This is a genomic window from Streptomyces sp. NPDC000410 (genome assembly GCF_040300305.1).
Classification (GTDB): domain Bacteria; phylum Actinomycetota; class Actinomycetes; order Streptomycetales; family Streptomycetaceae; genus Streptomyces.
Window position 1 is genome coordinate 1 of record NZ_JBEPDM010000034.1, and the last position, 15,324, is coordinate 15,324.

General features: G+C 70.4%; 10 protein-coding genes. 3 read left to right on the forward strand and 7 right to left on the reverse strand.

The features are described from left to right. The coding region (locus ABT342_RS26965) for an NUDIX hydrolase (RefSeq protein WP_351579059.1) at positions 1-733 on the reverse strand (733 nt) is incomplete at its 3' end. Between the two features lie 172 nt (positions 734-905). On the opposite strand from ABT342_RS26965, the gene ABT342_RS26970 reads away from it, so the two are divergent. Both ABT342_RS26970 and ABT342_RS26975 read left to right on the forward strand, forming a co-directional pair. Continuing rightward, the gene (locus ABT342_RS26970) at positions 906-1,907 is read left to right on the forward strand and encodes an MBL fold metallo-hydrolase (RefSeq protein WP_351579061.1); all 1,002 of its coding nucleotides are present in this window, start codon (positions 906-908) and stop codon (positions 1,905-1,907) included. Positions 1,908-1,940: 33 nt separating this feature from the next. Further along, positions 1,941-3,104 (forward strand): P1 family peptidase, encoded by a 1,164-nt coding sequence (locus ABT342_RS26975; RefSeq protein ID WP_351579063.1) that lies wholly within the window; start codon positions 1,941-1,943, stop codon positions 3,102-3,104. Between the two features lie 173 nt (positions 3,105-3,277). On the opposite strand, the gene ABT342_RS26980 is transcribed toward ABT342_RS26975, so the two are convergent. The 4 genes from ABT342_RS26980 to ABT342_RS26995 form a co-directional block, all read right to left on the reverse strand. Continuing rightward, positions 3,278-4,276, reverse strand: a complete 999-nt coding sequence (locus tag ABT342_RS26980) for an MBL fold metallo-hydrolase (protein ID WP_351579066.1) — start codon at positions 4,274-4,276, stop codon at positions 3,278-3,280. Positions 4,277-4,479: 203 nt separating this feature from the next. Further along, on the reverse strand, positions 4,480-6,105 hold the full coding sequence (locus ABT342_RS26985) for a hypothetical protein (protein WP_351579069.1): 1,626 nt from the start codon (positions 6,103-6,105) through the stop codon (positions 4,480-4,482). Positions 6,106-6,362: 257 nt separating this feature from the next. Then, positions 6,363-7,172, reverse strand: coding sequence for an AfsR/SARP family transcriptional regulator (locus tag ABT342_RS26990; protein WP_351579072.1), 810 nt, complete (start codon positions 7,170-7,172; stop codon positions 6,363-6,365). Positions 7,173-7,336: 164 nt separating this feature from the next. After that, entirely contained in the window at positions 7,337-8,986 is a 1,650-nt protein-coding gene (locus tag ABT342_RS26995) for a penicillin-binding transpeptidase domain-containing protein (RefSeq protein ID WP_351579075.1), read from the reverse strand. 471 nt (positions 8,987-9,457) lie between these two features. Here ABT342_RS26995 and argJ point away from each other — a divergent pair, with 471 nt between their 5' ends. Continuing rightward, on the forward strand, positions 9,458-10,639 hold the full coding sequence (gene argJ, locus ABT342_RS27000) for a bifunctional glutamate N-acetyltransferase/amino-acid acetyltransferase ArgJ (protein WP_351579078.1): 1,182 nt from the start codon (positions 9,458-9,460) through the stop codon (positions 10,637-10,639). A 40-nt stretch (positions 10,640-10,679) separates the two neighbouring features. Here argJ and ABT342_RS27005 read toward each other — a convergent pair whose 3' ends face one another. Both ABT342_RS27005 and ABT342_RS27010 read right to left on the reverse strand, forming a co-directional pair. Further along, a complete protein-coding gene (locus tag ABT342_RS27005; protein ID WP_351579081.1) occupies positions 10,680-11,084 on the reverse strand; it encodes a hypothetical protein in 405 nt (134 codons plus the stop codon). A gap of 74 nt (positions 11,085-11,158) precedes the next feature. Then, on the reverse strand, positions 11,159-15,178 hold the full coding sequence (locus ABT342_RS27010; protein ID WP_351579085.1) for a GDSL-type esterase/lipase family protein: 4,020 nt from the start codon (positions 15,176-15,178) through the stop codon (positions 11,159-11,161). Positions 15,179-15,324: the final 146 nt, after the last annotated feature.

Here is a 15,324-nt window from a genome sequence, read left to right on the forward strand (position 1 = left end):
ACACGGCCGCGGTCTCGGCGGCGGCGAGTTCGCGCGCGATCGTGCGGATCTCGTCGGCCTCCATGTCGCAGGCGGCGGCGACGGCTTCGGGGGTGTCCACCCGGCCCGTGTCCCAGGGGCGCTCCCACCCCGCCAGCCGCAGCAGCCACGCGACGATGCTGGCGGTGAAGCCCCAGACGAAGAGGTTGCCGGTCACGAAGCCAGGGCCGACGTAGCCCGCCGGAAAGCGCAACCGCAGCCGGCCCGTCGGATCGGCGAGGTCACGGACGGGCACCCGGTGCACGGAGACGATCTCGCTGCCGTCGCCCGCCAGGTCGCCCTCGCCGTCCCACCAGCCGAGCACCGGGGTGACCGCGAACCCGCTCCAGGCCACGTACAACGGGCGCAGCGGAGTGACGACGCACACCGCCGCCGGGTCGAGGCCGGTCTCCTCCGCGACCTCGCGCAGCGCGGTGTGCACCGCGTCGTGGTCGTCCCGGCGGACCGAACCACCGGGGAAGCACACCTGCCCGGGATGGTCGCGCAGTTCACCGGACCGCTGGAGGAACAGCAGATCCGGGCCGTCCGCCCCGGCGCCGAAGAGCACCAGGACGGCGGACGCCCGGTCCCCGGGCGGTTGTCGGAAGGCGTAGCGCTCCAGCTCCGGAGCGCTGTCCCGGGCGGCTCGCCGGCCCACGGCGGACAGCCAGGACGGCACCGCGGGCCCGAGCGTACGTGCCTGGTCGAGAGCCACGGCCGCCAGCGTAGGCGAGCCGCCTTTCCCCGGCTCCCGCCCCGACCGGCATTGGCGGGAAACAGCTGTGCCCTTTGCGACACACCGCGATGCGCGCCAGGCGCCGTCACGGCTGGTGAAGGATGGATCACGCTTCGTGTCGATCGCCACCGAGAGTCGAGGTCCAGCTCCGATGCCCAGCCAGCCCACCCGACCGGCGCTCGCCGCCGCCCGCTCCGGATCCCCCGTGCCCGCCACGCGCACGGGTACGAGCAGACGCCTGCTCGTACGCGGCTCGCTGGCGGGCGCCGCGGCAGCCGTGACCGGGGCACCGCGCACGGCCCTCGCACACGGCGCGGCCCGCCGGGCGGCGGGCGTGACCCTGCGGTGGTTCGGGGCCAACGCCTGGGAGCTGAGCTTCGACGGGCGGACCGTACTCATCGACCCCTGGCTGTCGCGCTTCTCCACCACCGGCCCGGACGGGCGGTTCGACCCCGCCACGCCGCTGTTCGTGGACCGCGCGGCGATCCGCCGGCACCTGCGCGCCGCCGATCTGGTCCTGGTCACCCACGGCCACTACGACCACATGGGGGACGTCCCCCAGGTACTGGAGCAATTCCCCGCGGCCCGCGTGGTGGCCACGCAGACCCACGCCCATCTGCTCACCGCCATAGGAGCACCCGCCGACCGGATCATCTGGGCCCGCGGCGGCGAGTACCTGGCCTTCGGCGGCTACACGGTCCAGGTGCTGCCGAGCCTGCACAGCCTCACCGCCGACTACCGCTACTTCGCCCCCGGGACGTTGACGGCCCCGCCCGGCCGGGTGCGCACCGTCTCCGACCTGGTGGAGGGCGGGACGCTGGCCTACCAGGTGACCACCGCCGACGGGCTGAGCGTGCTCAACATCGGCACCGCCAACCTGATCGAGCGTGAACTACGGGGCCTGCGGCCCGACATCGCCGTCATCGCGGTGCCCTACGGCGGGGCGACGCACCGCTACCTGGAACGCCTGCTGGAGGCCCTGGGCGCCCCGCGCGTCGTGGTGCCCACCCACCACGACGAGATGGACACCCCCCTCGACCGGCCGGTCCGCGCGGACGCCCGCGTGCTCCGCTCCTTCCGCGACGCGGTGCACCGCGTCAGCCCTCGCTCCACGGTGGTCGAACCCCGGTACCTTGAGGCGATCGCGCTGTGAAGTGACGGAAGTTCGTTCGGGGAGGGAAAGCGGATGAGCGAGCGCCAGGGGGCCGACGGGGCCGGAGGGCCGACGACCGGGCCGTTGAACGCGCTGACGGACGTGGCGGGCCTGCGCGTCGGCCACGCCGGACGCGCCGGTGACGGCTGGCTGACCGGCGTCACCGTCGTCCTCGCGCCCGAGGGCGGCGCGGTGGCGGCCGTCGACGTGCGCGGCGGCGGGCCGGGGACGAGGGAGACCGACGCCCTGGATCCCCGGAACCTGGTCCAGCACATCGACGCCGTCGTACTGACCGGCGGCAGCGCCTTCGGGCTCGACGCGGCGGGCGGCGTCGTGGCATGGCTGGAGGAGCGGGGCCGCGGCTTCCGGGTGGGGACCGGGCCGTCCCAGGTCGTCCCGGTGGTCCCGGCGGCCGCCCTCTTCGACCTGGGGCGCGGCGGGGACTGGCGGGCCCGGCCGGGGGCGGACCTCGGGCGCGCCGCCGTCGAGGCGGCGGCCGGCACGGCGGAGGGGGCCGCGGTGCCGCAGGGCTGCGTGGGGGCGGGCACCGGCGCGGTGGCCGGCGGGGTCAAGGGCGGCATCGGGACGGCGAGCGTGGTGCTGCCGTCCGGGGCGACCGTGGCCGCGCTGGCGGCGGTGAACGCGGCCGGTTCGGTACTGGACCCGGCCGACGGGATCCTCTACGGCGCCCGGACGGGCCTCGGCGACGAGTTCCACGCCCGCGGCCTGCCCGCCACGCCACCCACCGGGGACCGGCACGCCCGAGCCCAGGACCGGCTGGCGACGGCCCGTCAGGAGACCAAACGGCGCCAGGCGGACGCGGCGCGTCCGCTCAACACCACCCTGGCCGTGGTCGCCACCGACGCGACACTGACCCGCGCGCAGGCGCAGAAGCTGGCCGGCACCGCCCATGACGGCCTGGCCCGGGCGGTCCGGCCGGTGCATCTGCTCACCGACGGCGACACGGTGTTCGCGCTGTCCACCGGCCGTCTGCCCCTGGTGCCGGAGCACACGCGGGCCCCCGCCGAGGCGGCCGGCACCGGATGGGGCGCGCACATGGAGGCCATGGAGCTCAACGCGGTTCTGGCGGCGGGCGCGGACGTGCTCACCCGGGCCGTGGTGCACGCGGTCCTGTCCGCGCGTGGCGTCGACGGTCCCGGCGGCGACTTCCCGTCCTACCGCGAGCTGTACGGCTGACCGGCCGGTGCCGCACCCGGGACCCCGCGTGCCTTGAACGCCCGTGTGCCCCGGCGGCGCTCGGTGGTGCCGCGCCCCGGACCCCGCGTGCCGCGAAGGCCCCTGTGCCCCTGCGGAGCTCGGCTGTTGGCCCCGGGCCCAGCCCTCTCCGCAGGACGCGCGACGCCGGCGTCTCAGGTGAGCGCGGCGGTGACGTCCAGGGCCGCCAGATGGCGCGGGGCAACCACGCGCGACGCGGGAGCCGCCGCCGCGGAGAGGTGCTCGGCAGCCGTGGCGGGGGTCGCCGCGGCGAGGAGGCCCGGACCGTCGGTGAGGGGGGTGGTCATGTCGTCGTGGTGACACGGGATCAGCAGCGGCGGGTTCCCCAGCCCTTCGAGAAGCCGCTCGACGTAGCGGTGGAGCGCCGAGTGCGAAGTCATCGGTACGACCGCCACGTCGGGCCGGATTCCGGCCAGTTCACGCTCCACGAAGTTGCTCGCGCCCATGAGCAGGATCGTCGGACCGCCGTCCACGGACACCTGGTAGGCGAGCGTGTCGCCCTCGACCAGGTCGCCGAGCACGGTGGGCCGCCGGGGCGGGGCCGACCTCCGGCCCGGGGCGAAGTAGCCGTGGTCGGCCTGCTGGCTGTGCAGGCTGCGGAAGACCTCCACGGTGTACCCGTCGAACTGCAGGTACTCCCCGCCCTTGACCTGGATGACGTCGTCGAGGCGGGACTCGGGCGTCTCCATCGCCGTGAGCAGATGGCGCACCGTCTCGTCGCAGACGGTGCGGATGCGGGCCTTCGCCCAGGCCTCGCGCGCCAGCAGCTGCGGGACGTCCGCCACATGGTCGAAGTGGCCGTGGCTGACCAGGACCAGCTCGGGCGGTACGGCGAGATGCTGTGCGGCCACCCGCTCGACGGCCTCCCGGTCGGGACGCAGCGGCAGGCGCGGGTCGAGGGCGCCCTTGTCGTCCGCGTACGGCATCCGGCTCAGATACGGGTCGAAGAGGAGACTGCGGCGTCCGCCGATGAGGATCTCCCAGCCCGAGACGCCGAGCCAGCGCAGTTGCACGGAGGTGGAGTACGGCTTGCCCCGCCCGGCTGTCGGGGCCGCGCCGGCGAGTACGGCCCCGGACGCCGCCGCCCCCGATGCCGCCAGCACTCCCTTGAGCACCGCACGCCTCCTGGCCATGCTGCCCCACGCTCCCTGTCGACGACTGTGAGTGAGGGGAACGGTACGGCAGGTGAGGGTGCATAGGGCGATTTTCGGTCGCCGGGCCCCGCGTCGTCCGGACGGTACGGGCGCGCCCGGCCGCCGGACGACGACGAGCCGGCGGGGACATCGCCCCGCCGGCTCGCACCGTACGCGCCTGTCAGTTGCCCTTCAGCTGCCCGTCAGCCGGTCGGCGTCGTGCACGCCGTCCCGGTGCCGTCCGAGACGCACGCCCTGACGGACTCGCCCGTGGTCGCGGCGAGCACGCCCGCTTCGGCGACCTTGTGGTACGCACCCCCGGGGGCCTTGTCCTCCAGCCACACCGTCGCGCTGCCGGACGTCTCTGCCCAGGCGTAGAAGTCGTTCACCGACCACTTCGGCAGGCCCGCCTTGAGCGAGACCTGCGCGCCCGACTTCAGCGCGGCGGTCCGCCAGGTCGAGCTGCCGGACCGCCAGGCGGTCACGGACGCGGCGGTGACGCCCGTACAGGGCTGGGCGGCGCAGGGACCCACCGTCCCCTCCACGTCCGTCTGGTACATGTTGTCGCCGTGCTGCGTGACGAACGACCAGTTCTTGGCGTCGTTGACGAGTCCGGCGATCCGCACGTCACCCGGTGCCAGCGGGTCGAGCCCGACCATCTTCGTGGTGCCCGAAGCGGTCAGCGAGGCGCCGGCGATCGGCACCGGCCGCTGCTCACGGAAGTCCACGCCCCTGCTGTCGTGCGTCATCAACTGGGCGCTGACGCCCGCGCGGGGCGGGAGTTCGGCCTTGCCCCAGTAGTACTCGTGGGTCGCGTCCCAGGCCGGACGGCCCTTGTAGATCATGAACCGGCCGCCCTGGTAGATGTTCGCGTCCTCCACCAGCCGGGGCTCGCCGTACGGCATCCACTCGGTGACCGTCGCCGGGTCGATGCCCGTACAGGGCAGGGTGGCGCACGGGGCCTGGGTGGGCTCGGTCGTCTCGGTGCCGTCGTCCGTGCTGCACCGGGTGTTCGTACCGTCCGTCACGCAGGCACGTACGGGGGTGGTCGTGAAGGCGTGGGTGGAACCGTCCGTGGTGCGTGCCGCGTTCGGATCGGTGATGCGGGTGTACGCCTCGCCCCAGCGGCCCGGACCCTGCCACTCCTCAAGCCAGAACCTGCCGCCGGGGGGAAGGTTTCCGCCTTCGGCCCACTCGAAGCGCGACCCCCGGTCCCACTTCGGATAGCCGGTGACGTGCTGGACCCACGCTCCCGACGGCAGTGTCACCTTGCGGTAGTCCGGACGATCCACGAATCGCCACGTCGCCAGGTCCTGCGTGGCCAGATCGATGACCTTGCACACCGGGTCGCACGGCGAGACCGGGCTGATGTCCTTCGCCGACTCCGTGTAGCCGCCGACGCAGGCGGTCTCCGTGCCGTCGGAGAGGCATCCGGCCGCGTCCTCGCCCGCGTTGCGCGGCGACTTCACGAACATGCCCGTGGTTCCGGGGGCGGACCGGTACGAGCGGGGGTGCTCGAGGTTACGGTTGGCAAAGGCGCTCTCGTACACGTTGTACTCGTAGACGAACCAGGTCTTGCCCTGCGCACTGCCGAACTGGCCATCGACCCAGGCGTATTCGGTGGTCGGGTCCCAGGAGGGCTTGCCCGCCCGCAGCGTGACCTTCGCACCTGAGGCGAGGGTGGCCTGGTTCACCACCCGGGGCGCGGTCGCCCACGAGGTCACCGCGGCCGGGTCGACGCCCTCGCACGGAAGTTGCGCGCAGGGCGGCGACGCGGCCGCGGCCTGTGCCGGACCCGTGGCGGCCTGCGCCGGACCGGCCGCGGTCAATCCGGTGAAAGCCGGCAGTAAGGCCAATAAGGCCGCGGCTGTCCGTCTTCTTGTGCTGCGCCACATGAGTGCTCCACTGCCCCGTGATGGAGAGGCCGGCGCACCCGGGGGACAGCGCGCCGGCCCGGGCCGATGTGATACCCAGGGCCTGTTGTCGTTCGGATCAGGCCCTCGGCCACGGGTCATCCAACTCCGGCAGCCTCTTGATCAACTCTCGGTCCGGTCTCAGCGCCCGCCCCCCGGCGCAGCCGGGCGACTCACCCCACGCGTTCACCCGACAGGGGAGTACCGGGGGTTCCGAGGAGGCGTTCGTCCTGCCGCAGGATGGCCTGCATCACCTCCCGCAGCCTCGCCCCAGGATTGATCCCGATCTGCTCCCGCAGGATCTCCTTCGCCCGGTGGAAGACCTGGATGGCGTCGGCCTGACGCCCCTCGCCGTAGTAGGCCTTCATCAGGCCGACGTAGAGGTCCTCGCGCAAGGGGTCGCGGTCGACGAGCTCCGACAGCTGCGCGATCGCCTCGCCGTAGTACCCGAGACCGACGTCGATCAGGGCGCGCAGTTCGGCCGCCGCCATCCGCTCCCTGTCGAGGGCCTCGCCCCTCATGCGCAGACGGGTGGAGGTGACGTCCGTGAGCGCCGCGCCCTTCCACAGGGCCAGAGCTGCGTCGAGCTGCTCGGCCGCGGTCCTGTGCTCGCCGCGGGCATGGAGCTCGCGGACACTGCGTACCGCGTCCCGGAAGACGAATACGTCGATGCGATCGGACGGCACCTGCAATTCGTAACCGAGATCGTGGGAACCGAGCGCGTCCCGGGTGAGCCCTGCTTCCGTCAGGGCCGTACGGATCATCCACGCCGAGGTCTGCAACTGCCCGGAGACGGTCAGGGGCGGCTCACCGTCCCATGAGTCCTCGATGATCGCTTCCTTGGAGATGACCTGTCCGGGTTTCAGCGCGAGAGAAGCGAGGAAACGCCGCTGCCGCTGACCCCGGATGAATATCGGTATGTTGTCTCTTAAGAGGGTCACGGGGCCGAGAAGCTGGATCGTCAAGTTGTTCCTGCTGCTCATGGCGGTTTCCCCTTGTGTGTGTGAATCATCCCAAATGCGCGGTGGTGCAGTTCTGGAGCAGATCGAGATCTGGTCAGGTCGGATCGGCGACTGCATCAACCCCCCAGCGTCAGGAAACTCCCATCGAAAACCATGTGAATTGACATAAGCGGAATCGCGAGGAACTAGGTGAGGTTCTTGAGGAACCTGGCGGCGATGGGTCCGGCATCGGAGCCGCCCGACCCGCCGTCCTCCAGGAGGACCGACCAGGCGATGTTGCTGTCGCCCTGATAACCGATCATCCAGGCGTGCGTGCGAGGCGGGGTCTCGGTGCCGAATTCGGCGGTGCCCGTTTTTGCGTGGGGCGCGCCGGGGATGTCTTTGAGGGCCCAGCCGGCGCCGTAGGTGACGGTCGCGCGCATCATATCGCGCAGGTTGCCGACAACGTTCGCATCGAGCTGGGCAGGGGCTTCGTACTTCTTCTTCACGGCGTCGGGCACCAGGACCGGCTGCTTGAATGTGCCCTCCTTCACCGTGGCCGCGATCGAGGCCATCACCAGCGGTGACGCCTGGAGCCGGGCCTGCCCGATGGTGGAGGCCGCCTTGTCGTTGTCGCTGTTGGCGACCGGGATGCTTCCGTCGTAGGTCGAGGTGCCCACGTCCCAGGTGCCGCCGATCCCGAAGGCCTGGGAGGTGTCGTGCAGGGCCGATCCGGAGAGCTTGCCGCGGGAGTTGACGTAGAAGGTGTTGCAGGACTTGGCGAACGCGTCCTTGAAGGTCGACCCCGACGGCAGGACGAACTGGTCCTGGTTCTCGAAGCGCTGACCGTTGACGTAGGCGAACTTGGGGCAGTCGGCCCGGTCCTTGGGGCTCATGCCCTGCTTCAGCAGGGCGGCGGTGGTGACCACCTTGAAGGTGGAGCCGGGCGGGTACCGGCCCTCCAGGGCACGGTTCATGCCGGAGGGCATGTTGGCGGCGGCCAGGATGTTGCCGTTGGTGGGATCGATGGCGACGATCGCGGCGTTCTTCTTCACTCCCTCCAGGGCTGCGGCGGCGGCTGCCTGCACCTTGGGGTCGATCGTCGTCTTCACCGGCTTGCCCTCGCCGCCGCCGGCGTTGGTGAGCTTCTTCACCACCTGGCCGGACTCGCGGTCCAGGATCACGACGGACTGTGCCGCGCCCCCGCCGCCGGTGAGCTGTTTGTCGTAACGGGCCTCGAGGCCCGAGGTCCCTTTGCCGCTCTTGGCGTCCACCGTGCCGACGAGCGAGGCCGACTGAAGTTCGTCGCCCTTCGCGTCGAGGATGAGAGCGCGGTCACGGGACTTCAGGGCCAGGGTCTGTCCCGGAGTCATCTCGGGGTGAATCAGGGGTGTATGGAATTCAACGGCCCACTTGCCGCTCTTCTTGACAAGCTTTGCCTTCGAGTCCCATGTGTAATCCCCCGCCCCGGAAAGGGCCATCTTCACGGTGAAGGGAATCTCCACTTCCCCTTCCGCTTCCTTCTTCCCGGCGCCGGCGGTGATCTCGGTCTTCGACGGCTTCAGGTTCGTCATGACCGACTTGATCAACGACTCGGCGTTGCCGGGGGTGTCCGTGAGCGCGCCGGCCCCCTTGGCGTCGCCGGTCTCCCACGCGTTGAGGAACTTCGTCAACTGCCCGGCAGCCTCCACCACTTGAGGGTCCTCGCTCGCATCGTCGCCGGTCAGGGCGGTGTATCCCCAGTAGCCGAGCCCGGCGGTCGCCGCCAGTACGACAAGAGTCGAGACGATCACACGGCCGGAGGAACGACGCCTGTCGTGCTGCGAGTAGTTGCCGTAGCTGTCGGAATGCCTCATGTGGCTCAGGTTAAGCGCCTCCCCTCACCTGTCGCTGCGTGAACGCACGGTTCAAGACACGGCAAAGATGAAAAAGGAAGGCATCGGATAGAGCTACGGAGCATCCTGTCCGTTTGCAGCTGGGCGGCGCCGTCCCGGCGGAATACGGTCAGGCTGGCCGAGAACGGTCGATGGTTGTCGGCAATCCGGTCTAGACCACTGGAGAAAATGCTGCTGATATGCCTGTCGGCGCCAGTAATACTGGCTGGAAAATCTCGCCCCTGCGGCCGGGATCCGCAACCCGGTCACGCCAGGTCGATGTGTTGACGGAGCTTAACCGGAGCCTCTTGTTCCGCCGGGCTCGGCCCGGTCGGAGTTGACGAAAACCGTCCGCCGTTGCGCTGCATGAGTATGCTGAGTGGTGGGAAAGAATGCAGCGGCCGGTGGGGTCGCCGCATCTTCGTGCAGTCCTCTTGATGGGAGACGATGACCATGCCCCACACCACATCCCAGACGCCGCGGGGGTTCGTCGTACACACCGCGCCGGTCGGACTGGCCGACGACGGCCGGGACGACTTCACCGTGCTGGCCTCGACCGAACCCGCGAACGTCAGCGCGGTGTTCACCCGCTCCCGGTTCGCCGGCCCCAGCGTCGTGCTCAGCCGGGACACGGCCGCCACCGGCCGGGCCCGGGGCGTGGTGGTGCTGGCCCGTAACGCGAACGTCGCGAACGGACGGGAAGGCGAGGCCAACGCGCGTGAGGTGCGCGAGTCCGTCGCCCGAACCCTCGGTGTGGCCGAGGACGAACTCTTCATCGCCTCCACCGGGGTGATCGGCCGCCAGTACCCGATGGAGAGCATCCGGGAGCACCTCAAGACGCTGTCGTGGCCCTTCCCGGAGGGCGGCTTCGACCGTGCCGCCCGCGCCATCATGACGACCGACACCCGGCCGAAGGAGATCCGGCTGCGGTGCGGCGGGGCGACCCTCGTCGGCATCGCCAAGGGCGTCGGCATGATGGAGCCGGACATGGCGACGCTGCTGACGTTCTTCGCCACGGACGCCCGGCTCGACCCCGCGGAGCAGGACCGTATCTTCCGGCGCGTCATGGACCGCACGTTCAACGCGGTCAGCATCGACACGGACACCTCCACCAGCGACACGGCGGTGCTGTTCGCCAACGGGCTGGCCGGCGACGTCGACCCCGGGGAGTTCGAGGAGGTCCTGCACGAGGCCGCACTGGCCCTCGTCAAGGACATCGCGAGCGACGGCGAGGGGGCGACCAAACTCATCGAGGTCCAGGTCACCGGGGCTCGCGACACCGCGCAGGCCAAGCGGGTCGGCAAGACCGTCGTCAACTCACCGCTGGTGAAGACCGCGGTGCACGGCAGTGACCCCAACTGGGGCCGGGTCAGCATGGCGATCGGCAAGTGCTCCGACGACACCGACATCGACCAGGACGCCGTCACCATCCGGTTCGCGGACATCGAGGTCTACCCGCCCCGTGGTGAGGACGAGCGGGACGAGGACGCACTGCGCGCCGCCGTCGCCGAACACCTCAGGGGCGACGAGGTCATCATCGGCATCGACCTCGGCATCGCGGACGGTGCCTTCACCGTCTACGGCTGCGACCTCACCGAGGGCTACGTACGCCTCAACTCCGAGTACACCACCTGACATCGGCCGGGCCGGGGCGGCGGCCGCGCGCCGCCCCGCCCTAGGGGGTGGGCCGGCCGCTTCCGCGTACCTCGACCATGGCCAGCAGACCGCCGAGCACCGCGAACAGGGCCAGGAACGCGGCGGTCCCCGCGGTGCTGACAGCGTTCTCGACCACATGGCCGCCGACGAAGAGCCACACCACCGTGCCCGCGATCACGAGCAGGTGATTGCCTCGCTCCCGCACCGCGCGCATCCCCGCCCACAGGAGGACCGGCATCAGCGCCACCCCGGCGACCACCGCCATCACCGACTCGGCGGAGCCGGCGAGGATCGCGTCCGGATTCGCCTGCCGCACCCCCTGCGCCCACTCCCTGCCGACCGTCCAGACCGCGTAGCAGGCGCCGGCGGCCACCGCCGACACAGCGGCGCCCTTGGCCCACCGGACGGGTTTGGTCTTCGTCATACCTTCAGCCTTTCATGGTGCGGCGACGGGGACCTGAGTACACGCACTCAGGTCCCCGCCTCGTTACAGCTTTCCTACAGGGAGTGCTGCAGGCTGTCGGCGTACAGCCGTGCCCCCGTGACCTTCGGGTGGAAGGACTTCATGGACGGCGCCACGTTGCCCGGCAGCCAGTCCCAGTCCCGGTTGTCCGCCTGCGAATGGCCGGACAGGACGATGCCGTGCACCGTCTCCGGGTCACCGCAGATCGCCTTGCCGGCGAACTCGTCACGCGGGTCGGAGAAGACCGCGTTCGCGTTGGACTGGGCGTTGGCGTCGTTGACCGCGCCCTGCATCTCATTGGCCAGCGTGTCCGCCATGCTGTTCAGCCACGGTGCCTCCTCGGTACCGATGCCGATGACACACCCGCCGCTGCCCTCCAGGAGCTTCGGGTAGCCCATGAGGACGATCTTCGCGTTCGGTGCCTTCTGGTGGATCGAGTTGAGCATGCCGGCCAGGCGTGGCCGGATCTGCTCCTTGAGCCACTTCGGCGCCCACTGGTCCAGCGGACCGGTCTCCTGGCCGTTCTTCTGCCCGGTGTCGGGGTCGACCGCGTCGATGGAGTTGTTGTTGCACACGGTCAGGGCCGTGATGCACTCCTGGACGATGTCGGCGAAGCGGGCGTCGTTACCACCGACCGACAGGGTGACCAGCGTGGTGTTCTGGTCGAGGTAGCCCTGTTCGATCTGCGGCAGCTCGCTGCTCTGCCCCTGCCGGAGGATGTTGTAGTGGCGGGCACCGGAGCAGGCGACGAACTGGTAGTCCATGTTCTTGTCGCGGTCGTCGGCCATCTGCCCGATCGACTTGCCGTAGCCCGGCAGTGTGGCCTGCCGCGACCAGGCGTGCTTCGACCGGTGGCACTTGTTCTCGGTGTCAGGCTGCTGCTTGTCGTAGTAGTCGGACTCCTTGTAGTAGTCGTCGCCGCCGTTCGTCGAGGCGCCCTCACCGGAGGAGTACGAGTCACCCATGGCCACGATCTGGTTGGTCGGCTTGGAGCCCAGCGGCTCGAAGCCGACGGCGTCCCACGCGACGTCCTCCGTGCCCTTGCCGTCCTGCGTCACGTTCGACAGGGACACCGACGGAGTCCCGGTGAAGTTGAACGCGCCGAGCGACACCCACTTGTTCTCCAGCACCCGCTGCGGTTTCACGCGCTTGGGACTGGAGGAGTTCGTACCGCCCACGGTGTAGGCGGCCTGGCGGGTGTGCGCGCCGTGGTCGGGCAGATGGACCCAGACCCGCATCCAGCCCCGGTCCGCCGTGCCCAGCGTCCAGGTGCCGGTGGCCGCCAGACGGCTGGCGTCGGACGTCCCGGCCTTGTTGGTGTGGGTGAACCAGAAGTGGTTGCCGTAGGCCGCACCGATCTGATGCAGGTCGATCCGGGCCGAGGCGCTGCCGAAGTCGAAGTTGAACGATCCCGAGGACGCCGCCGCACCGCACGACCGGCCCCCGGACCCGACCGGTGTGACACCGTTGGGGATCTCCTCGACGATCTTCGTGCCGGTGGGCAGACCGGACGCACACCGCGGGGGATAGGAGTTCTCGTCGGGTTGCTCGGGATAGGTGCCGTCGAACCGGTGGATCGGGTTGCCGCACATGGCGCTGGTCGTACAGTTCTTCCACGTGGCGGGCTTGTGGAACCAGCACTTCAGGTACAGCGGGTCCGACTCGTTCGGGTCACCGGGCAGCAGGCACGGGCCCCCGCCGGTGTTGTTGTTCGCGCCCTCGCTGATCTTCGACGGGTCGCAGTTGTTGCTGCTGTCGCAGAACGTGCCGATCGGAGGCTTGGCCGTCGTCCGGTACTGCGGGTACGTCCACCACGCGGCACGGTAACCGGGCTGGAAGTCACCGGGCTTGAACATGGCCGCGATCGGCCGGGCCGCCCAGCCGATGACCTTCTCCTCGTACGGCCAGTGCTGCGGGCTCGCGGCGTGGCTGTAGTCGTCACCGCCGGCGGCGTTCTCCAGGAACGGCGTACGGTTCTCCTTCCACAGCGGGTTCGCCGGGTTGTTCGTCCACCCCACGCCCCACTTGCCGGAGGTGCTGCCGGCCGACGACTGCGGGTAGTAGCCGCTGTTGTAGGCCCACAGGGCGTAGAACCAGTTCTCGATGTACTTCGGGTGCCCGTCGTTGATGAGCAGCCCGTCGGCACGGGTCTGGTTCCACTTCTCGATCAGGATGTTCACGCCGGCGGCGATGTTCGCCGCGTAGTCGAGCGCGATGGCCTCCTGCTGCGCCGGAGGCAGCGTCGGCTGGCCCTTGCCCGGAAGCCGCATCCCGTCCGTGACCTGGGTGACGCCGTAGCCGCAGTCGGACTTGGACCAGTCGATCGCCCACGGGTCGGTCTGCTGGCCGTCGGAGGCGTACTTGACGCCGTAGAAGTTGCCGATCAGCGAGTTCGCCGAGACGCCCGGCACCGCGTACCGGGTCGCCTGCCACATGTTCGACTCCTGCGCGGTGATGCCGAGCATCACCTGAGCCGGGACGTGCCAGTCCGCACCGCTGCCGCCGGTCATGGTCCGCAGCGGGAACAGGGTCTGCGGCGCGTACGCGGCCATGCCCGTGTTCTTCCAGTTCGCCGGCCTCGTCACATGCGTGTTGAGCTTGTTGACGACGGCCTGGTCCACGGCCCACTCGATCTGGCGCGGAGTCGGCTGGAACGCCTGCTTCTTCGGGTCGTTCCTCGGCACCGAGCACGTGCGGTCCGCGTCGACCGGCGAGGCCATCGCCGACACCCCGCCGGCCTTCTCGGGCGCGGGTGCGGGCTTGGGCAGGGCCGGGCTCGTCGCGGTCGCCGAGCGCTGGGCGCCGTCGTTGCCGATCCGGTTGCCCGGCATGGCGTCCAGAACCGTCGTCCTGCCCGTGTCCAGGGCCTTCAGCGTGATCCTGGCGGAACGCGCGGAGAAGGAGTCCTTCTGCGAGATCCGCGAGTCCTTGCCGTCCGCCCACGCCGTGGTCAACGCGGCGGCGCCGCGGCTGGAGATCCGCGCGTCCTTGTCGATCCCGCCCGGGTTGCGGACCGCGGCGGGCAGCGAGGCGCTGGTGCGGGCCTGGCCGGTGACGTACACCGCGCCCGAGGGCGTACGCGCCAGGTCGAAGCGGCTCAGCCCGCCCTGTGCGAGCCGTGCCGCCTTCGCCTTGCCGTTCGCCGCCCCGATCGCCTCCGGAGTGACACGGGAGACGGCGGCCTGGTCATCGGCCGCGGACTGCTTCTTCCCGCCGGGGAGGCGGTCGATGAAGGTGACGCCGCCGTCGGCGTCCGGCTTGAGCTGGAACGGAACGGCGTGCGTACGGGCCACCGTCTTCACCGTGGACCCGTCGATCCGCACGATCTGGTGGCCGCGCGCGCCGACGATCCGGCCGTCGACCGGAACGGCCGAGGTGACCTGACCGGCGATCGTCGCCTTGTCGGACGATCCCGTACGGGCGTCGACCGTGATCAGCCGGGTCTCGTTCTTCTTCGACGTGTTCTCGTCGGTGAACTGCGAGAAAACGATGTCATCGCCCGTGCCGCAGCCCGGCGAGAAGTAGCCCAGCGTGGCCTGGAACGGCAGCTTCCGTACATTCCCGTTGGTCAGATCCACGACGGCGGTGAACGCGCCACGGCTCATCAGTTCGGGCTTGTTCGTGAACGTACGAGGCGCGTACGCCACCGCGGCGTACTTCCCGGACTCCGTCACACAGGCGTTGCCGATCCAGGCGTCCGTGTCGAAGCCCGGCTCGCTCAGCGAGGCGGCGGTCTTCCACGCGTAGCCGTTCTTCTCGTCGGCCACCATCAGGTGGAAGCCCGTGCCGTCACCGGAAGTGGTGAACGCCTGGTCCGACGACGACTTGTAGCTCTTGCCCAGCACCGCGGCGCGCTTGTCCTCGGGAACCGCGCTGGGCTTGGTGCCCGGACCGGACCCGTCACCCGAGCGCGCGGTCGGTGCGGACCATCCGTTCGCCGCCCCTGGCGGGACTGCGGCTGCGTACGCCTGCGTGGTCCCGACACCGCAGGCCACCGCGAGTGCGACGGCCGTGGCGATCGGGACACGCGCATACCTGGTTAGGCTGCGTCTCAACTTCCTGTCCTTCTACTGGGGATCACGCCCAGGTCAGGGCGTGGAACCGCACCCAGGAACCGGCGTCCGGAGGCAGACGAGAGCAGGTTTCCCGGTGCGGAGACCTAGTGGCGGGAGGTCGGCACGACCTCGACCGCGGGGTGGTT